This is a genomic window from Streptomyces spongiicola (assembly GCF_003122365.1).
Classification (GTDB): Bacteria; Actinomycetota; Actinomycetes; order Streptomycetales; family Streptomycetaceae; genus Streptomyces; species Streptomyces spongiicola.
On sequence record NZ_CP029254.1, the window covers coordinates 3962711 to 3981441 of the forward strand.

The 18731-nt window shown below is 71.3% G+C and carries 15 protein-coding genes and 1 pseudogene; 11 read left to right on the forward strand and 5 right to left on the reverse strand.

Going from position 1 to position 18731, the window contains the following annotated elements:
- Nucleotides 1-31 precede the first annotated feature (31 nt).
- Together nhaA and acs are read right to left on the reverse strand one after the other, a co-directional pair.
- Nucleotides 32-1429 carry a Na+/H+ antiporter NhaA gene (gene nhaA, locus DDQ41_RS17480; RefSeq protein WP_109295327.1) on the reverse strand — a complete coding sequence of 466 codons (1398 nt, stop codon included), beginning with the start codon at nucleotides 1427-1429 and terminating at the stop codon, nucleotides 32-34.
- A 241-nt stretch (nucleotides 1430-1670) separates the two neighbouring features.
- Nucleotides 1671-3626 carry an acetate--CoA ligase gene (acs, locus tag DDQ41_RS17485; RefSeq protein ID WP_109295328.1) on the reverse strand — a complete coding sequence of 652 codons (1956 nt, stop codon included), beginning with the start codon at nucleotides 3624-3626 and terminating at the stop codon, nucleotides 1671-1673.
- A gap of 667 nt (nucleotides 3627-4293) precedes the next feature.
- Between acs and DDQ41_RS17490 the strand changes: the two genes are divergently transcribed.
- Entirely contained in the window at nucleotides 4294-5607 is a 1314-nt protein-coding gene (locus DDQ41_RS17490; protein WP_109295329.1) for a polysaccharide deacetylase family protein, read from the forward strand.
- A 241-nt stretch (nucleotides 5608-5848) separates the two neighbouring features.
- Here DDQ41_RS17490 and DDQ41_RS17495 read toward each other — a convergent pair whose 3' ends face one another.
- Nucleotides 5849-6844, reverse strand: a complete 996-nt coding sequence (locus DDQ41_RS17495; RefSeq protein ID WP_109295330.1) for an ATP-binding protein — start codon at nucleotides 6842-6844, stop codon at nucleotides 5849-5851.
- 101 nt (nucleotides 6845-6945) lie between these two features.
- On the opposite strand from DDQ41_RS17495, the gene DDQ41_RS17500 reads away from it, so the two are divergent.
- A complete protein-coding gene (locus DDQ41_RS17500; protein WP_109295331.1) occupies nucleotides 6946-7770 on the forward strand; it encodes a Fic family protein in 825 nt (274 codons plus the stop codon).
- Between the two features lie 374 nt (nucleotides 7771-8144).
- On the opposite strand, the gene DDQ41_RS17505 is transcribed toward DDQ41_RS17500, so the two are convergent.
- Nucleotides 8145-8990: an HAD family hydrolase gene (locus tag DDQ41_RS17505; RefSeq protein WP_109295332.1), complete on the reverse strand. Its 846-nt coding sequence runs from the start codon at nucleotides 8988-8990 to the stop codon at nucleotides 8145-8147.
- A 555-nt stretch (nucleotides 8991-9545) separates the two neighbouring features.
- On the opposite strand from DDQ41_RS17505, the gene ssd reads away from it, so the two are divergent.
- The 7 genes and pseudogenes from ssd to DDQ41_RS33055 form a co-directional block, all read left to right on the forward strand.
- The gene (ssd, locus tag DDQ41_RS17510; protein ID WP_373995495.1) at nucleotides 9546-10709 is read left to right on the forward strand and encodes a septum site-determining protein Ssd; all 1164 of its coding nucleotides are present in this window, start codon (nucleotides 9546-9548) and stop codon (nucleotides 10707-10709) included.
- Nucleotides 10706-11851, forward strand: a complete 1146-nt coding sequence (locus tag DDQ41_RS17515) for a TadA family conjugal transfer-associated ATPase (protein ID WP_109295333.1) — start codon at nucleotides 10706-10708, stop codon at nucleotides 11849-11851. Before ssd ends, DDQ41_RS17515 begins: the two co-directional genes overlap by 4 nt.
- The gene (locus DDQ41_RS17520; protein ID WP_109295334.1) at nucleotides 11848-12708 is read left to right on the forward strand and encodes a type II secretion system F family protein; all 861 of its coding nucleotides are present in this window, start codon (nucleotides 11848-11850) and stop codon (nucleotides 12706-12708) included. Before DDQ41_RS17515 ends, DDQ41_RS17520 begins: the two co-directional genes overlap by 4 nt.
- On the forward strand, nucleotides 12705-13499 hold the full coding sequence (locus DDQ41_RS32535; RefSeq protein ID WP_109295335.1) for a type II secretion system F family protein: 795 nt from the start codon (nucleotides 12705-12707) through the stop codon (nucleotides 13497-13499). The genes DDQ41_RS17520 and DDQ41_RS32535 overlap by 4 nt, the downstream gene beginning before the upstream one ends.
- A 158-nt stretch (nucleotides 13500-13657) precedes the next feature.
- Nucleotides 13658-13936, forward strand: a complete 279-nt coding sequence (locus DDQ41_RS17530) for a DUF4244 domain-containing protein (RefSeq protein WP_109295336.1) — start codon at nucleotides 13658-13660, stop codon at nucleotides 13934-13936.
- Nucleotides 13923-14315, forward strand: a complete 393-nt coding sequence (locus tag DDQ41_RS17535) for a TadE family type IV pilus minor pilin (protein ID WP_109295337.1) — start codon at nucleotides 13923-13925, stop codon at nucleotides 14313-14315. The genes DDQ41_RS17530 and DDQ41_RS17535 overlap by 14 nt, the downstream gene beginning before the upstream one ends.
- A 53-nt stretch (nucleotides 14316-14368) precedes the next feature.
- A pseudogene (locus tag DDQ41_RS33055) lies at nucleotides 14369-14575 on the forward strand (Rv3654c family TadE-like protein); the annotation flags it as partial.
- Nucleotides 14576-14819: 244 nt separating this feature from the next.
- Here DDQ41_RS33055 and DDQ41_RS17545 read toward each other — a convergent pair.
- Nucleotides 14820-17510, reverse strand: a complete 2691-nt coding sequence (locus DDQ41_RS17545; protein ID WP_262508488.1) for a DEAD/DEAH box helicase — start codon at nucleotides 17508-17510, stop codon at nucleotides 14820-14822.
- Nucleotides 17511-17588: 78 nt separating this feature from the next.
- On the opposite strand from DDQ41_RS17545, the gene DDQ41_RS17550 reads away from it, so the two are divergent.
- Both DDQ41_RS17550 and DDQ41_RS17555 read left to right on the forward strand, forming a co-directional pair.
- Nucleotides 17589-17942 (forward strand): STAS domain-containing protein, encoded by a 354-nt coding sequence (locus DDQ41_RS17550; protein WP_003967428.1) that lies wholly within the window; start codon nucleotides 17589-17591, stop codon nucleotides 17940-17942.
- A 126-nt stretch (nucleotides 17943-18068) separates the two neighbouring features.
- Nucleotides 18069-18518, forward strand: coding sequence for an ATP-binding protein (locus DDQ41_RS17555; RefSeq protein WP_109295339.1), 450 nt, complete (start codon nucleotides 18069-18071; stop codon nucleotides 18516-18518).
- The last annotated feature ends 213 nt before the right edge of the window (nucleotides 18519-18731 follow it).

Here is an 18731-nt window from a genome sequence, read left to right on the forward strand (position 1 = left end):
CCCTCATCTCTGCTTCGGGTCTGCTGTCAGATCATGCCGGACTGTCGCCTTCGGCGCGCGACGCACTCGCGACTTCCGCCATGCGCCGGTGCTCCGCCGCCTTCTTCTCGTGGATCTCGGCCATCCTCAGGTGGTAATCCGGGTTGTCCTTCTCGTACACGTCCGGGATGCCGTCCTGGTCCTCGTCGAGATCCTCCGCCGCGCACAGGGCCTGGTACTTGCGTACCCGGAGTTTCAGCAGCACACAGGCCAGCAGTGCGGCCGTCAGCGAGCCGAGCAGAACGGCCGCCTTGATCTCGTCCGTCATCTCGGGGTCGCCGGCGAAGGCCAGCTCGCCGATGAGCAGGGAGACGGTGAAGCCGATGCCGGCCAGCGCCGAGACCGCCAGGACGTCGGGCCAGGCCAGGTCCTCGTTGAGTTCGGCCTTGGTGAAGCGGGCGGCCAGCCAGGTGCCGCCGAAGATGCCGAACGTCTTGCCGACCACCAGACCGAGGATCACGCCGAGGGTCTCGGGACGGGTGAAGACCGCGTGCAGGGCATCGCCGGAGACGCTGACCCCGGCCGAGAACAGAGCGAACATCGGTACGGCGAAACCGGCTGAAACCGGTCGTACGAGATGTTCGATGTGCTCGCCCGGGGAGTGCTCCTCGCCCTCGCGCCTGGTGCAGCGCAGCATCAGGCCCATGGCGACACCCGCGATGGTGGCGTGGACGCCGCTGTTGTACATCAGCCCCCAGATGACCAGGGCCAGCGGGACGTACACGTACCAGCCGCGTACGCCCTTGCGGAGCAGCAGCCAGAAGACCAGGAGGCCGGCCAGGGCCCCGCCGAGCGCTGCGAAGTTCAGGGAGCTGGTGAAGAAGAAGGCGATGATCAGGATCGCGAAGAGGTCGTCGACGACGGCGAGCGTGAGGAGGAAGGCGCGGATCGCCGACGGCAGCGATGTGCCGATCACCGCCAGTACGCCCAGGGCGAAGGCGATGTCGGTCGCCGTGGGCACGGCCCAACCGGCCAGGGAGCCGCCGCCGAGTGAGCTGACCAGCACGTAGGTGAGTGCGGGCGCGGCCATGCCGCAGACGGCGGCGATCACGGGGAGCGCGGCGGCCTTGGGGTCGCGCAGATCGCCTGCCACGAGTTCCCGCTTGAGTTCGATACCGGCGACGAAGAAGAAGATCGCGAGCAGTCCGTCGGCGGCCCAGTGCTGGATGGACAGGTCTAGCCCGAGGGCCGCCGGGCCCAGGTGGAAGTCGGACACGGCCTGGTAACTGGAGGCCAGGGGAGTGTTCGCCCAGAGCAGCGCGGCGATGGCGGCGGCGAGGAGGAGGATTCCGCCGACGGTCTCGGTGCGCAGGGCATCCGCCACGAAGTTGCGCTCGGGGAGGGAGAGGAGCCCGAGGAACTTACGGGGGGTGGGGGTCGGCGCTGCCACGGGTGGGGACCTCCGGTCGGATAGGCAGGGCAAAGCACGTGCCGACCAGACTTCCCGGCGCACCTCGGTTTCCTGTCGCGTCCTTGACGCAGTTCCTTACCTTACCTAATGACTTCGTCCGGGTGAACGGGGGTACGTCCGGTTGATCTTTCACCATAGGCGTAGAAGGGGCACCCGGCGCGTTCGCCCCGGGTGCCCTTCGGGGTGGCTTCGGGTGCCCCTTCGCGGTTGCTTCGGGTGTTCAGTCCTCCGAGGCCGCCGTCGGCAGTTTGGACTGGATGAGGTCCATCACCGAGGAGTCCGTGAGGGTCGTGACGTCACCGAGGCGGCGGTTCTCCGCCACGTCCCGCAGCAGCCGGCGCATGATCTTGCCGGAGCGGGTCTTGGGCAGCTCGGCCACCGGCAGGACCCGCTTGGGCTTCGCGATCGGCCCCAGTGTCGCCCCGACGTGGTTGCGGAGTTCGGCGACGAGGTTCTCGTCCTCGTGCGCCGTACCGCGCAGGATCACGAACGCCACGATGGCCTGCCCGGTCGTCTCGTCGGCCGCGCCGACGACGGCCGCCTCGGCGACCTTGGGGTGGGAGACCAGGGCGGACTCGACCTCGGTCGTCGAGATGTTGTGGCCGGACACCAGCATCACGTCGTCGACACGGCCCAGCAGCCAGATGTCGCCGTCGTCGTCCTTCTTCGCGCCGTCGCCCGCGAAGTACCGGCCCTCGAAGCGCGACCAGTAGGTGTCGACGAAGCGCTGGTCGTCGCCCCAGATGGTGCGCAGCATCGAGGGCCACGGCTCGGTGAGGACGAGATAGCCACCGCCGCCGTCGGGCACCTCGCGGCCGTCGTCGTCGACGACCGTCGCGGCGATGCCGGGAAGGGCGCGCTGGGCCGAGCCGGGCTTGGTCTCGGTGGCGCCGGGGAGCGGCGAGATCATCATGGCGCCGGTCTCGGTCTGCCACCAGGTGTCCACGACGGGGGTGGTGCCGCCGCCGATGTGCTCCCGGTACCAGATCCAGGCCTCGGGGTTGATCGGCTCGCCGACCGAGCCGAGGACGCGCAGGCTCGACAGGTCGGACTTGGCGGGGATGTCGTCGCCCCACTTCATGAACGTGCGGATCGCCGTCGGTGCCGTGTAGAGGATCGTCACTCCGTACTTCTGGACGATCTCCCAGAAGCGGCCCTGGTGCGGGGTTTCGGGTGTGCCCTCGTACATCACCTGCGTCGCACCGTTGGCGAGCGGACCGTACACGATGTACGAGTGGCCCGTCACCCAGCCGATGTCCGCCGTGCACCAGTAGACGTCGGTCTCCGGCTTGAGGTCGAAGACGGCGTGGTGGGTGTAGGCCGCCTGGGTGAGGTAGCCGCCGGAGGTGTGCAGGATCCCCTTGGGCTTACCGGTCGTGCCGGAGGTGTAGAGGATGAAGAGCGGGTGCTCGGCGCCGAACGCCTCGGGGGTGTGCTCGGCCGGCTGACGATCGACGGCGTCGTGCCACCACACGTCGCGGCCTTCGGCCATCGCGGTGTCCTGGCCGGTGCGGCGGACCACCAGCACGTGTTCGACCTGAGGGCACCTGGCGACGGCCTCGTCGATGGCGGGCTTGAGCGCGCTGGGCTTGCCGCGGCGGTGGCCGCCGTCGGCGGTGATCACCAGTTTGGCGTCGGCGTCCTGGATGCGGGAGGCCACGGCCTCTGCCGAGAACCCTCCGAAGACCACCGAGTGCGCGGCACCGATCCGGGCGCAGGCCAGCATCGCCACTGCGGCCTCGGGAATCATGGGCAGGTAGATCGCCACCCGGTCGCCCGTGCGCACACCCAGCTCCGTCAGTGCGTTGGCGGCCCGGGAGACCTCGTCCTTGAGTTCGGCGTAGGTGAGGGAACGGGTGTCGCCCGGTTCACCCTCGAAGTGGATGGCGACGCGGTCCCCGTGCCCGGCCTCGACATGGCGGTCCACACAGTTGTACGCGACGTTGAGCCTGCCGTCGGCGAACCACTTGGCGAAGGGAGGGTTCGACCAGTCCAGGATCTCGGTCGGCTCCTCGGCCCAGGTGAGCCGCCGCGCCTGCTCGGCCCAGAAGCCGAGCCTGTCCGCCGCGGCCCGCTCGTACGCCTCCGCCGTCACGTTGGCGTGCGCGGCCAGCTCGGCCGGCGGGGCGAACCGCCGCTCTTCCTTCAAGAGGTTGGCCAGGCTCTCGTTGCTCACGACATCTCCCTTTCCCAGGGCGTCCTATGTGCCTATGTGTCCCAGGCCATAGCTCATCAGGCGGACGGCCGGGTGACAAGGGCCTTCAGGAAATTGGTATAGACCTATTGGGTTGGCTGTTGAGGCTGCGTGCGGCGGGTGGTGCGTGGGGCCGGTGAGTCGTGGGGCGGGCGGTGCGTTCGGCGTGAGGCCTTGGGGCGTGAGGTCGCTCGCCCCGGGTGGGTGGCCCCTTCTCCCGGGCGGTGGGGGAAGGGGCCACCCGTACTCACGTGCGCCGCGACGAGTCGGTTCACCCCGGTCGAACGACCCGCGCGGCCATCCCGTTTCCCCATCCCGTCCCCCCATCCCGAGCCGGACGCCCGAGGGCCGATGTGCCGCATGCCGGGGCGGTGCGCTGGCATCAGGACGCTTGCGCGGAGACCCCGAGAACCGGAGCGGGGATCTGCCCGCGGCCCGCTCTCGGTAGACGAAATGCCATGACGAGTGAAGGGCGGAAGGCGACTCCCGGAGATGAAGAGAACTCTTATGTCATCCAATCCGGTGATTAGTCATCCCGGCTCGGCCTGCCTCCCCCGCTCCATCCGCCCGGGTGGGAGGTTTTGCGGGTCCGCAGTCGTATCGGCGTATCGATTCGCGTATCACAGACACGACGGAAGAGGGTGGACGGATGCTGCCCGCCGCACGGAGGGCCGTCCTCGGCGCCGTGGCCATCGCGCTCGCCACGGGCCTGGCCGCATGCACCGGAGGCGACGGAGGGGCGGGACTCTCCGGTGCCCTGGGCGACCAGCTGGGCCGGATCGGGGACGGCTCGACCTCGTACACCGGGACCCAGCCGGGCCTCGTGGGCCCGGATCGGCTGAAGCCGGGTCAGAAGCCGCCGCAGTTCGTGGTCTTCTCCTGGGACGGGGCGGGAGAGGACCGCGCCAGGCTCTTCGCCCGCTTCCGGGAAGTGGGGAAGAAGCAGGGCATCACCATGACCTACTTCCTCAGCGGTGTGTATCTCCTCCCCGAGGACAAGGCCGAACTGTACGACCCGCCCCGGCACAAGCGGGGGCGCTCCGACATCGGCTTCAACGACACCGAGGGCATCAAGGCCACCGTCCGCGAACTGCGCGCCGCCTGGCTGGACGGGAACGAGATCGGCACCCACTTCAACGGCCACTTCTGCGGGCCGGTGGGCGGGGGTGCCACCTGGTCGCCCGACGAGTGGAGGAGCGAGCTCGACCAGGCAAGGTCGTTCGTGAAGAACTGGCGGACCAACGCGGGCCTGCCGCGTGAGCGCTCGCTGCCGTTCGACTACGACCGGGAACTCATCGGTGCCCGCACGCCCTGTCTCGAAGGGCGTGACAACTTCCTCGCGATCGCGGCGCGGCAGGGCTTCCGCTACGACAGCAGCGGCATCAGCGAGCAGATCTGGCCGGACCGGAAGCACGGCGTGTGGGACCTCTCCCTGCAGATGGTCCCCGTGCCCGGCCGCGCCTTCGAGACGCTGTCCACCGACTACAACTTCATGATCAACCAGTCCGGTACCGCCAAGGGCGCCCCCAGCATGCACACCCTCTGGGGAAACCAGATGCGCGACGGACTGATCCAGGGCTTCAACCGCGCCTACCAGGGCAATCGCGCGCCGCTCATCATCGGCAACCACTTCGAGTCGTGGAACGGCGGCACCTATATGCGCGCGGTCGAGCAGGCCATCGGCTACATCTGCGTGCAGCGTGACGTGCGGTGTGTGTCGTTCCGCCGGCTCGTCGACTGGCTGGACGCGCAGGATCCCGAGGTGCTGAAGCGACTGCGCACGCTGCCGGTCGGCCGGGCGCCGGACAGTGGCTGGAAGGACTTTCTGACCACGTCCTCCCCTGGATCCGACAAGCCCGGCGGCAGTCCGGCGGCCGGTACGGCTCCCCGTCCGGGGGCGGGGGCGGCCGAACCCGGTACGGGCAGGGCGGCCGGTGCGGCAGGGGCGGCACCGGCGGCGTAGCGTGCCCCGGCCCGAGGGTCGCCTCCGACTCCCCCGACGCGGACCCCGCCTCCGCCCCCGCCGACCCCGCCTTCCCTGACCCCGCCTTCCCTGACCGCGACCCCGACGCCGGCCGAGCGGGTCCGGTCCGGCCGGCGTCGGGGTAGGCCGGGGGTGAAGGCCGGCGGTGAGGTCGACTGTGAGGTTGGAGCTGAAGGCGGGCCTCTCCCGGCTCGGCCCGCGCCCGGCCGACCCGATACGGTCAGGCCGGTTGCGGCGCGCTGACCTGCGCCGCCTGCTCCCCGAGCACGAAGCCGGGGTCGACCTGGGCGGCCAGGTCGCTCCCCGTCTTCGCATTGCCCCAGCTCTCCGCGTTCTTCAGGTGGAAGTGCACCATCTGCCGGGTGTACCGCACCCAGTCGCGCCGCGCGTAGGAGGCGTCGGCCGCCTGCCGCAGCGTGCGAAGCGCTGCGTGGTTGGGTTCCTCCAGTTCCGCGAAGCGCGGCGGACGGCCCTTCTCCATCGACCGCACCCAGTCCGAGTGCCCGACGGTCACGAGAAGGTCGTCACCCACCTCCTCGCGCAGGAACCCGAGGTCGTCCGGACCCTGGATCTTGTTCCCGACGACCCTGAGCGCAACGCCGAAGTCCCGTGCGTAGTCCCGGTACTGGCGGTACACCGAGACGCCCTTGCGGGTGGGCTCGGCCACGAGGAACGTCATGTCGAAGCGGGTGAACATGCCGGAGGCGAAGGAGTCGGAGCCCGCCGTCATGTCGACCACGACATACTCGTCCGGGCCGTCGACGAGGTGGTTGAGGCACAGCTCCACCGCTCCGACCTTGGAGTGGTAGCAGGCGACGCCGAGGTCCGACTCGGTGAACGGGCCGGTCGCCATCAACCTGATCCGCCCGTCGTCGAGCAGCACCGTCCGGGCACAGGCGTCGAAGACCGGGTTGTCCTCAACGACGCGCAGCAGCCGTGATCCCCTTCCGGGCGGCGTCGTCTTGATCATCTTCTCCGCGGACGTGATCCGCGGATTGGTGCCGCGCAGGTACTCCTTGATCAGCGCCAGGTGGGCGCCCATCGCGGGCAGCCTTCCGGCCTCGTGTTCGTCGAGTCCGAGCGCGGCGCCGAGGTGCTGGTTGATGTCGGCGTCCACCGCGACGACACGGGCCTGCTGGGCGGCGAGGTGGCGGATGAAGAGCGAGGACAGCGTCGTCTTGCCGCTACCGCCCTTTCCCACGAAAGCGATCTTCATGTTCAGTAAGGTAGCGGTTCGGTGGCTCGCGGTGCCCGAGGACGGTGAAGAAGACCACTCCGACGCGGGGCGTGCGGTCGGGGCGCGTAGCCTCCCTGCTTATGAGTACGAACCCCTCTGACCCCCTGGCCGCACTGGGCGATCTTCCCGGGGCCTCGGATGCCGTGGACTCCGTGCGCAAGGCCGTGGACCGCGTCTACGGGCACCGCGTCATGCGGCGCCGCAGCACCGAGGTCACCTCGGAGGCAGCGCTCCGCGGAGCCCGGGCGTCTGCCGCGCTCTCGGGCGCGGACTGGGCGCTGGAGGAGGTGCGCCGGCGTACGGACTTCGGCAGCGGGGCAGAGGCCCGTACGGTGGGGGCCGCCCTCCGGCTGACCGCCGAGGCGGGCCAGCTGCTGTCCGTCTGGAGGCAGTCCCCGCTGCGTGTACTGGCCCGGCTGCATCTGGTCGCGGAAGGCGGAGCCGCCCCCGCGGACACGGTCGGCAGGCCGCGGCTGGCCGGAGAGCAGGTCGACGAGCCGCTGATCGACGCTCCGCTTCCGGACGCGGGGGAGGTCGCCGGGCGGCTCGAGGGGCTCTCGCGCCTGGTCATCGCGGGGAGTTCGGCCCCTGCGCTGGTGATGGCCGCCGTGGTGCACGGCGAACTGCTCGCCCTGCGCCCGTTCTCCTCGGCCAACGGCCTGGTCGCCAGGGCGGCGGAGCGCGTTGTTCTCGTCGGCAGCGGACTGGACCCCAAGTCGATCTGCCCCGCGGAGGTCGGCCACGCGGAACTCGGCCGCGCGGCGTACCTCAAGGCGTTCGAGGGCTATCTGTCCGGGACCCCGGAGGGGTTGAGCGCCTGGATCGCCCACTGCGGCCACGCTGTGGAACTCGGTGTCCGGGAGTCGACGGCCGTGTGCGAAGCGCTTCAGCGCGGAGCGGCGTGACGCCGTCCGGCAGGGCCCAAGGGTGCCGGAGGCGTTGACGGCACTGAAGCCGTCGACGGCGGAGGGCGACGGAGGCTGGGCAAAAGGGCTGCGGCGGTACCGGGTGGTACCGCCGCTGGCATGTCGGCCGAGTTACCAAGCGTCCTCGATGTACTGCCCATCAGGTCGGGAACTTTGCCCGTCACCTGGTGCGGCTGGCCCGTATTCGACGGGTCGACGTCGCGTGGGTGCTCGGCTTCCATGCTCGGTCCGTGGGGCCTTTGTTGCGTAGAAGGTGATCCTCTCGGATGTCCCAGGTCTCGCGGGCCGTTAACTCCTTTGTACTCCGACCGTACGGCAAGCGGAACCCCCGGCCGCACTTTTTACTTTCCCTCTCAAAGGCGGGCACAGGCGGCAGTGCCGCGACGCCGGCCGGCGTACCAGACGAGCCCGGCGGCGACGGCGGCCGCTCCCACCGCCGCGGCCGCGAGGAGTGTGGGGCGCGGGGGCATCGCGAACCCGGGGATCCGCTGCTTCAGCCGCACCGGCCGGTTGAACACGAGCACCGGCCAGCCGCGTGAGGACGCCTCACGGCGCAGCGCCCGGTCGGGGTTGACCGCGTACGGATGACCCACGGCTTCCAGCATCGGGAGGTCGGTGACGGAGTCGCTGTAGGCGTAGCAGCGCCCGAGGTCGTACCCCTCGGACGAGGCCAGCTCCTTCACGGCTTCGGCCTTGGTGGGGCCGTACGCGTAGTACTCCACCTCGCCGGTGAAGCAGCCGTCCTCGCCGACCACCAGCCGCGTCGCCACCACACGATCGGCTCCCAGGAGCTCGCCGATCGGCTCGACGACCTCGGCGCCCGAACTGGAGACGATGACGACGTCGCGGCCGGCGGTGTGATGGTCCTCGATCAGTGAGGCGGCCTCGTCGTAGATGATCGGGTCGATGAGATCGTGCAGGGTCTCGGCGACGATCTCCTTCACCTGCTCCACGTTCCAGCCCTTGCAGAGCGAGGACAAGTACTTCCGCATTCGCTCCATCTGGTCGTGGTCGGCACCGCCCGAGAGAAAGACGAACTGGGTGTAGGCCGTCCTGAGCACGGCGCGGCGGTTGATCAGCCCTCCGTGGTAGAAGGACTTGCTGAAGGTCAGCGCCGATGACTTCGCGATGACCGTCTTGTCCAGGTCAAAGAAGGCTGCTGTGCGCGGCAAGGAGTGGTTTTCCACGACGCAGAGCATATGCGCCCTCCATTCGGCGTAAGGTGGGGCGCGTGGGTTTGCCTGAGAAGGCTCTCGGGTACACCATGGAAGTCACGGATCGTTCGCGACCGTGCTAACCCGGTCCGACTCCTCCCCCCCCGAGTCGGCCGTGGGGACGACCCCCGCTCTCCCCCCCGGCGGGGGTCGTCGCATGTCCGGACGCGTTTTTGTCGGCCATCGCCGATCACTCTCCCCCTTGCTGCCCGGAACGGCGCTGTCCGCCGTCTCCGCTCGACAGTCACTCTGCGTGAGCAGAGTGCTGCGCTGCGGAAATCATGCCGTAAGTCACCGGTACGGGCTACCGGGTTATTCACAAGCGGTGAGTTATCCACAGTTTTTGAGCAAGATCCACACGATTTTCCGTCACCCTGCACGGTGATTCCGCCCGTGAAGTTCTCGGGCTGGAGGAATCACCGATCCCGGATCGCTCCCACGACAAGTGGGAGCGGTCCGGCACGCGGGGACTGCCGCACGGCACCCTGCGAGAGCCGCCGCGGCTGCGCGGCGAGAGGGGGACAAGACGTGGTGGGACACATGATGGCCGGGGCGCCGGGCGCCGACCGTGCCGGCCGTGCTGAGGGCGCCGACCGTGCCGAGGGCGCTGACGGCGCTGACGGCGGCGAGGGGCTCCGGGGCGAGAGCCGGGCCGGCCCCTTGATCATCACCGAGGATCCGGCACTCCTGGACGACCTGCTGCGGCTGTGCGCCGCGGCGGGCGCCGAGCCTCAGGTGCACCACGCGGTGCCGGAAGCCCACGGCGGCTGGGACGCTGCCCCCCTGGTCCTGGTCGGTGACGACGCGGCAGCCCGGTGCGTCGGAGCCACCCGCCGGAGGGGTGTCCTCCTCGTCGGGCACGATCAGGATGATCCGCAGGTGTGGCGCCGGGCGGTGGAGATCGGCGCCGACTGCGTGCTGAGGCTCCCGGACGCCGAGGGATGGCTCGTCGACAGGATCGCCGACGTCGCCGAGGGCGCGGGCCGCCCGGCGCTCACCGTCGGCGTGATCGGCGGGCGGGGCGGAGCGGGTGCGTCCACGCTGGCCTGCGCGCTCGCGGTGACAGCGGCCCGCGAAGGGCGGCGCACGATGCTCGTCGACGGTGATCCGCTCGGCGGCGGCCTCGACGTGCTCCTCGGCGGAGAGCAGCAGGCCGGGCGGCGCTGGCCCGACTTCGCGGCGTCCAGAGGCCGCGTCGCCGGCGGGGCGCTGGAGGAGGCGCTGCCATCGGTACACGGGCTGCGGGTGCTCAGCTGGGACCGGGGCGACTCGGTGGCGATTCCGCCGGAGGCCATGCGGTCGGTGCTGGCCGCCGCACGCAGGCGCGGTGGCGTCGTCGTCGTGGATCTGCCCCGCCGGGTCGACGAGGGGACCGCGGAGGCACTCGCCCAACTCGACGTCGGGCTCCTCGTGGTGCCGGGGGATCTGCGTGCCGTGGCGGCCGCGCGGCGGGTCGCCTCGACGGTCCGCATGGTGCTGGGCGATCTGCGGGCCGTCGTCCGCGGGCCCTGGGGCTCGGGGCTCGACGAGCAGTGGGTTGCCGAGGCGCTGGAACTGCCACTGGCCGGTGAACTCCCCCTGGAAGCGGGGCTGGCCGCCGATCTCGATGCGGGAGTTCCGCCGGGCGCCGGGGACCGCGACCCGCTCGCCCGGTTCTGTACCGCCTTCTGGGCGCGGGTGCACTCCGGTGGAGGTGCGCAGTGACAGCGGTGCTTCTCGAAGCGGTGCGTCAGCGCCTGGCGGAGAGCGGGGTGGAACCGACCCCGGCGGGGGTCGCGGCGGCACTGCGGGCGCACGGGCGGCTGCTCGGGGACGCGGAGGTGCTCGGTGCCGCCGAGGAACTGCGGTGCGAACTGGTCGGCACCGGGCCGCTGGAGCCGCTTCTCGCGGACCCCGCCGTGACCGACGTGCTGGTCTCGGCACCGGACCGGGTGTGGGTCGACCGGGGCTGCGGACTCCGGCTGACGGACGTGGGCTTCACCGATGCGGCGGCGGTGCGCCGGCTGGCGCAGCGGCTCGCGGCTGTGGCGGGGCGGCGGCTGGACGACGCCCGCCCCTGGGTGGACGCGCGGCTTCCCGACGGCACCCGGATGCACGCGGTGCTGCCTCCGGTGGCCGTCGGCTCGACCTGCCTCTCGCTGAGGGTGGTCAGACCCCGGGCGTTCTCGCTGGGCGAGCTGACGGAGGCCGGGACGGTACCGCCGGGCGGTGACCGGCTCTTCAGGGCGCTGATCGACGCCAGGGTCTCCTATCTCGTCAGCGGTGGCACGGGCTCCGGGAAGACGACGCTGCTGTCCACCCTGCTGGGACTGGTGGGCGGGCACGAACGCATCGTGCTCGCGGAGGACTCGGCGGAACTGCGTCCCGACCATCCGCACGTGGTGCGGCTGGAATCGCGTCCGGCCAACCAGGAGGGCGCCGGCCTGGTGACCCTTCGCGACCTGGTGCGCCAGGCGCTCCGGATGCGCCCCGACCGGTTGGTCGTCGGCGAGGTGCGCGGTTCCGAGGTGACCGATCTGCTGGCGGCGTTGAACACCGGGCACGACGGGTGCGGGACCGTCCATGCGAACACGGCCGCGGATGTCCCCGCACGGCTGGAGGCTCTGGGCACGGCCGCCGGTCTCGACCGGCTCGCTCTGCACAGCCAGTTGGCCGCGGCACTGTCGGTCGTGGTGCATCTTGTCCGGGGGCGGGACGGCGGCCGCCGCGTCGCCGAGATCCACGTTCTTGAGCGGGACGCGACGGGGCTGGTGGCGACCGTGCCCGCGCTGCGCTGGGGCGCGGAGCACTTCGTCCGCGAGCGCGGCTGGGAGCGGCTGCGATCGCTGATCGGGGGATCGCGATGACGACGGTGGCGATGTACACGGCGGTGTGCGCGGCGGTGTGCGCGGGGGCTGCCGTCTGCCTGACGGTCGGCCGCGACGAGGGACTGCGGCGGGCGCGGCTGCTGCTGGCGTCCGGCAGCCTGGTTCGGGAGGGGCCCCGACGGCTCCCGGTTCACTGGAGGAGACTCGTCGACCCGATGCGGCGGGAGTGGCTGTGCCTGCCGGCGGGCGTGCTTCTGGCCGTCCTCGGGGAGTCGGTGCTTCCACTGCTCGCGGGCGCGGTGGCCGTCCCTCTGACAGGGCGCCGGCTGAGGGCTTCCGAGCAGCGCAGGGCGGAGGCCGACAGAGCGGCCGCGGTGATCGCGCTGTGCGGCGGCATCGTGGGGGAGCTGAGGGCCGGAGGCCAGCCGGGACAGGCGCTGCTGGCCGCGGGCCGGGCCACCGGCGCGCTGGGCGCCGCCGAGGCGGCGGTGCTGTCCGCCGCCCGGTTCGGCGGGGACGTTCCCGCCGAACTGAGGCGCGCGTCCCGTGAGCCGGGAGCCGAGGGGCTGGCCGGGCTGGCAGCCTGCTGGCTTGTCGCCGTCGACAGTGGTGCCGGTCTGGCGGCGGGGCTCGACCGGCTCGAGGCCGCCCTCAGGTCGGAGCGGGATCAACAGGCATCCCTGCGAGCTCAGTTGGCGGGAGCCCGGGCGACGGTCGTGGTGCTGGCACTGCTACCGGTGATCGGGCTTGCTCTCGGCTGGGCGCTCGGCGCTGATCCCCTGCGGATCCTGCTGCACAGCCCCGCGGGACTTGGCTGCCTCGTGGTGGGCGGACTGCTGGAGGCCGTCGGACTGTACTGGGCCGCTCGTATCGTGCGGGCGGCGGAGCGGCCATGAGCGACGAGTTCATCAGAGGCATGGGCATCGCATTCCTGCTCTGCGCGCCCGCGGCATGGATGGTGAGGGGGCGTCTGCGGCTCCGGCGGGCGCGCAGACGGCTCCATGCCCTCCTGGGGCCGAGCGCTGTGCCGCACCGGACACGGCGGCTCCGTCGGCGCCCGGTTGGCGCCTCAGCGAAGCTGGGGCCATGGGCACCGGTGATCGTGGCGGTGGCCACCGGCTGGGTCCTGGCAGGGGGAGTCACGGGGTGCCTGCTGGGATTCGCCGGGGCGTACGCCCTGCGCAGATGGCAGCTCGGTCGTGCTCGAGACCGGGCGGAGGGCGCCTGGGTGAGCGCGGTGTCCGGGCAACTGCCCCTCGCCGCTGAACTCCTGGCGGCCTGTGCCTCGGCCGGAGCCGGACCGCGTGAGGCGGCGCGTGCGGCCGGGCAGTCGCTTGGAGGGCCGGTCGGAGAGCGGCTGGAGCAGACGGCGGCCGAGCTTCGGCTGGGAAGCGAACCTGCCCGTGCATGGGGGAGGTTCGGGGAGATCCCGGGTGCGGCGGCGCTCGCCCGCTGCCTGGAGCAGGCGGCCGCATCGGGAGCGCCGGCCGCCGAGCCGGTCGCCCGGCTCGCTGCGGGTCTCCGGGCGGAGCGGGCCCGCGCCGCGGCGTCCCGGGCGCAACGCGCCCAGGTGCTGATCACCGCACCGGTGGGGCTCTGCTTTCTGCCCGCCTTTCTCGCGGTCGGGGTGGCTCCCGTGGTGATCGGTCTGGCGACAGGGCTGCTGCAGGGGAAGGGAGGCAGCTGACCGGTGGCACACCCCACCAGCCCGTCGGTGTCGGCAGCATCGGCTTCAGCAATCACAGCAATCACAGCAATCACAGCAACCGCATCAATCACAGCAACCGCCTCAGCGGGTCAACGGCATCGACAGCAGCGGCGGAATTCGCCAACGAGGAGATCGACATGATCATCAACGACCTGAGGGCCTGGACGACGGGATACACCGGAAGGAAGCTCGCCTCCAACATGTGCACCCGGGTTGTCGCCCGGACCAGGGGGATTCTCACCAGGGCTCGCGACCGGCTGCCCCGTGGCGACGCCGGGATGACGACATCGGAGTATGCGATTGGCACGATCGCGGCGTGTGCCTTCGCGGCCGTGCTGTATCAGGTGATCACGAGCGACACGGTCTCCGGGGCACTTGAGTCGATCATCGGCAAGGCGCTCAGTGCGCAGTTCTGACGCCGCCGCCACTGCGGGCCCGCTCCCCGGGGCGGAACGGGGATCGGTCACAGCGGAAGCAGCGCTGGCCGTGCCGGCGCTGCTGGTGTTCACGATGGCGCTGGTCTGGGCGCTGATGGCGGCGTCGGCGCAGATCCAGTGCGTGGACGCCGCCAGGGCGGGGGCCCGGGCGGCCGCCCGCTCGGAACCCGAGGCCGCCGCGGTCTCCGCCGCCCGTTCGGCCGCACCGCCTGGGGCGAAGATCTCACTGGGCAGGGACGGAGATTTCTGGCGGGTGCGGGTCGAGGCCCCGAGCCCAGGCCCCGTGGCACCGTCCCTCACTCTGGCGGCCGAAGCGGTCGCACTCGCGGAGGACGCGGTGGGGAGAGGCGAACCATGAGGAGGCGAGACAGGGGGTCGGCCACCGTGTGGGCGGCCATGGCTGCGTGCGCGATGTGCGCGGTCTTCGCCGTGGTGCTCGCGCTCGGGCAGGCAGTGGTCGCCCGTCACCGCGCGGCTGCCGCGGCCGACCTCGCGGCACTCGCAGCGGCCGACCGGGCGCTGGAGGGAGCCGGCGAGGCGTGCGCCCAGGCAACCCGGGTGGCCGGGGCGCAAGGGGCGGTGGTCGTGCGGTGCGCGGTAGCCGGTGAGATCGCAGATGTCACGGCCGGCGCGGCCCTCGGCCCTTACCGACCGGAGGTCAGATCCCGCGCAGGTCCGCCCGCCTCGTCCAGCTCTCGGGTTCCTTCAGTCCCTTCAGTCATGCCGGTCTCTTCCGATCCTCCGGACCCGCGCGGTGTGCCGGGCCGGTCGCCGGAGGCGTCGCGGGCGGGCCGGCGGCCGGGTCCACCCGGACGGCCCGCTTCGGGCGGCCGGCCCGGTCCGCCGAGATCCGGGACCTGCGTCAGCGCTCGGAGGTCCCCCGCCCCTCCCGGTGTTCTGGCCCAGCCGGGTTTCCCGATTCCGGCTCCGAGAGGCGCCCTGCCTCCGACTGCGCAGGGTTCCCCTGGTGCGAAGGGCTTCGCTGCCGTGGGCCCCGTGGGGCTGCCGGATCCTCCTGACGGCCCGGCGCCTCTTCGGTCCCCGCCACGTCCCCGTCCTGGGAAGCCGGGGCCTCCGGGGAGCCCGGGGCACCGCTGCGGGGGGCACCCGGGGCATCACCGACGAGGACGGTGAGCAGGCGGACGGCGGCTTGCTTGTGGAGCGGGTCATTGCCGTTGCCGCACTTGGGGGACTGGATGCAGGACGGGCAGCCCGCCTCGCACTCGCACGAGGCGATGGCTTCCCGGGTCGCCTCCAGCCAGTCACGGGCCGTGTGGAAGGCCCGCTCGGCGAAGCCCGCACCCCCCGGGTGGCCGTCGTACACGAACACCGTGGGCAGCAGGGTGTCCGGGTGCAGCGGTACGGAGACCCCGCCGATGTCCCAGCGGTCGCAGGTGGCGAAGAGCGGGAGCAGCCCGATGGAAGCGTGCTCGGCGGCGTGCAGCGCCCCGCCCAGTTGCTCCGGGTGCACCCGGGCGGCGTCCAGCTGGTCCTCGGTCACGGTCCACCACACGGCGCGGGTGCGCAGGGTGCGCGGCGGCAGATCCAGCCTGGTCTCGCCGAGGACCTCTCCGGTGATCGGTTTCCGGCGCAGGTAGGAGACGACCTGGTTGGTGACCTCGACGGAGCCGTAGCAGAGGCGGCCGGCACCCCAGGGAACCGCGGTGTCGGTCTCGAGTACGGAGATGGAGGTGGTGTCCCGGGCGGTGGTGGAGTACGGCGGGTCGGCCTCCTCGACCAGGGCGACGGAGTCCTCCAGGTCCAGCCGCTTCACCAGGTACGTACGGCCCTGGTGGAGGTGTACGGCGCCGTCGTGTACGGCGGTGTGGGCGGCGGGCTCGTCGACGGTGCCGAGCAGCCGGCCGGTGGCGGCCTCGACGATCTGCACGGGCCTGCCACCCTCGCCGCGGATGTCGGCGAGGTCGGCGGCCCGCTCCCGGCGGGTCCAGTACCAGCCGGCGCTGCGCCTGCGCAGCAGCCCGGCGCTCTCCAGCTGGGGCAGCAGTCCGGGTGCGGCCGGGCCGAACAGCTCCAGGTCCTGCTCGGTCAGGGGCAGCTCCGCCGCGGCCGCGCAGAGGTGCGGCGCCAGGACGTAGGGGTTGTCCGGGTCGAGGACGGTGGACTCGACGGGCCGGCGGAACAGGGCCTCGGGATGGTGGACGAGAAAGGTGTCCAGCGGGTCGTCGCGGGCGACCAGTACCGCGAGGGCGCCCTGCCCGGAGCGGCCGGCCCGGCCCGCCTGCTGCCAGAGCGAGGCGCGGGTGCCGGGGTAGCCGGCGATGAGGACGGCGTCCAGGCCGGAGACGTCGACGCCCAGTTCCAGGGCTGTGGTGGCGGCGAGTCCGAGCAGTTCGCCCGAGTGCAGCGCCCGTTCCAGCGCGCGCCGCTCCTCCGGAAGGTAGCCGCCCCGGTATGCGGCGACACGCCGTGCGAGGTTCCGGTCGACCTCGGTCAGCCGCTCCCGGCTGATGACCGAGATCAGCTCGGCGCTCCGGCGCGAGCGCACGAAGGCGACCGTACGGACGCCCTGGACGGCCAGGTCGGTCAGGAGGTCTGCGGTCTCCGCGGTGGCGGTGCGGCGTACCGGGGCGCCCTTCTCGCCGTGCAGCTCGGTGAGCGGCGGTTCCCAGAGGGCGAAGACGAGTTCACCGCGCGGCGAGGCGTCGTCCGAGACCTCGGTCACGTTCAGCCCGGTCAGACGGCCGGCCGCGACGGCGGGATCGGCGGACGTCGCCGAGGCCAGCAGGAACACCGGATGGGCGCCGTACCGGGCGCACACGCGGCGCAGCCGGCGGAGTACCTGGGCGACGTGGGATCCGAAGACGCCGCGATAGGTGTGGCACTCGTCGATCACGACGTAGCGCAACGAGCGCAGGAAGGAGGACCAGCGTGGATGCGACGGGAGTATGCCGCGGTGCAGCATGTCCGGGTTGGTGAGGACGTGGTTCGCGTACTGGCGGACCCACTCGCGCTCCTCGAAGGGGGTGTCGCCGTCGTACACGGCCGGGCGTACACGGTGGCCGAGCGGCGAGGCGAGTTCCCTCACGGCACGGCACTGGTCGGCGGCGAGGGCCTTCGTCGGGGCCAGGTACAGGGCGGTGGTGCCGCGTCCGCTGGGCGCCTCGGAGCCGTCCAGCAGGGTGCTGAGGACCGGCGCCAGGTAGGCGAGCGACTTGCCGGACGCGGTGCCGGTGGCGATCACGACCGACTCGCCGTCCAGGGCGTGCTCGGCTGCCGTGGCCTGGTGGGCCCAGGGGTGCTCGATTCCCGCCCGCTGGATGGCGTCGATCACTTCCGGGCGGATGCGGTGCGGCCAGGTTGCATGGCGACCCGGCCTTGGGGGCAAGTGCTCCGTATGAGTGATGCGCGCAGCCCGGCCCGCCCCCGTGGCGAGCCGGTCGAGGACCGTACCGGGGGAGGGGCGGGCTTCCCCGCTCCCGGGGGGTCGTCTGGGTCGGTGATTCATGGCCATCGGCACCGAGTGTGTCACCGGCGTGACGGACAATGGTCCCAAGGCGTCGTGCATGGCTGCTGGTAAGTGATTGAATGCCATCGCGGCTGGCGATCCGTCGCCTGGCTCCGCCGGGGAGACCGAGGGGCGACCGCTCGATAGCAAGGTGCTGGAGGATCCGTGGACCTGTCCCTGTCGACTCGCAATGTGTCCGGCCCTGGCGGCGACCGCACGGTCGTCGAGGTCGGTGGCGAGATTGATGTGTATACCGCGCCCAAGCTGCGCGAGCAGTTGGTCGAGTTGGTGAACGACGGCAGCTACCACCTGGTCGTCGACATGGAGGGCGTGGACTTCCTCGACTCGACCGGCCTCGGCGTGCTCGTGGGCGGTCTGAAGCGCGTACGTGCGCATGAAGGCTCGCTGCGCCTGGTCTGCAACCAGGAGCGCATTCTCAAGATCTTCCGGATCACTGGTCTGACCAAGGTGTTTCCCATCCACACCACGGTCGACGAGGCCGTCGCGGCGACCGACTGAGTCGCCGGGGGTTCCCCGGGGGCTCCGGTCCGTCCGGAGGCTCCGGGGAGTCCGGAGGAAGGCCAGGGTGCCGGGCGTCGGCCCGGTGCCCCTGAGAAGCACGCTCGTACGTCCGAGGGGGACCGCATGGCCACCGTTGAACTCCGCTTCAGTGCTCAGCCCGAGCATGTCAGGACGGCACGCCTGGTGGCGGCCGCAGTGGCGCGGCGGGCGCGGGTCGACGAGGCGGTGCTGGACGAGGTCAGGCTGGCCGTCGGTGAGGCGTGCAGCCGTGCGGTGGGGCTGCACCGCAGCCATGGTGTCACCGCTCCGGTGCGCGTCCTGCTCACCGAGGAGGAGAAGTCCTTCTCCATCGAGGTCGGTGACGAGGTGCCCGCTCCGGGTGGCTCGTCGGGGTCCGGCGCCGGGAAGCACGGCGCCGGTCCCGGGGACGACCACGAGGACGACGACGGTCGCGACCAGATGGGGCTCGCGGTGATCAGCGGTCTCGTCGACGATGTCGAGGTGACGACGAGTGGGCAAGGAGGCGTCATCCGCATGAGCTGGCCGACGAATCCGGCCACGATCGTGTCATGACCCGATGATCGTGCCTGACGCGCCGCACTGACGGCGGCATATGCGTTCGCCCTTTTGAGAGGCCCTGCTGAGCAGGGCCTTTTTCATTTCGCTAGATCATTGATCAATCGTCAATGCTTTTGCCCCGTTACCGCTTTCGGGGGCAATCCTGAGCCGCGATCATTTGGTGAGGAGCGGACGAAGGTCAATTCCCATTGTCGCGCACTGTTTTGA

Coding starts and splice junctions, on each gene's coding strand:
- DDQ41_RS17490 (WP_109295329.1), top strand. CDS start 4,294: ATGCTGCCCGCCGCACGGAGGGCCGTCCTCGGCGCCGTGGCCATCGCG.
- DDQ41_RS17495 (WP_109295330.1), bottom strand. CDS start 6,844: ATGAAGATCGCTTTCGTGGGAAAGGGCGGTAGCGGCAAGACGACGCTG.
- DDQ41_RS17500 (WP_109295331.1), top strand. CDS start 6,946: ATGAGTACGAACCCCTCTGACCCCCTGGCCGCACTGGGCGATCTTCCC.
- DDQ41_RS17505 (WP_109295332.1), bottom strand. CDS start 8,990: ATGCTCTGCGTCGTGGAAAACCACTCCTTGCCGCGCACAGCAGCCTTC.
- ssd (WP_373995495.1), top strand. CDS start 9,546: ATGATGGCCGGGGCGCCGGGCGCCGACCGTGCCGGCCGTGCTGAGGGC.
- DDQ41_RS17520 (WP_109295334.1), top strand. CDS start 11,848: ATGACGACGGTGGCGATGTACACGGCGGTGTGCGCGGCGGTGTGCGCG.
- DDQ41_RS32535 (WP_109295335.1), top strand. CDS start 12,705: ATGAGCGACGAGTTCATCAGAGGCATGGGCATCGCATTCCTGCTCTGC.
- DDQ41_RS17530 (WP_109295336.1), top strand. CDS start 13,658: ATGATCATCAACGACCTGAGGGCCTGGACGACGGGATACACCGGAAGG.
- DDQ41_RS17545 (WP_262508488.1), bottom strand. CDS start 17,510: ATGGCATTCAATCACTTACCAGCAGCCATGCACGACGCCTTGGGACCA.
- DDQ41_RS17555 (WP_109295339.1), top strand. CDS start 18,069: ATGGCCACCGTTGAACTCCGCTTCAGTGCTCAGCCCGAGCATGTCAGG.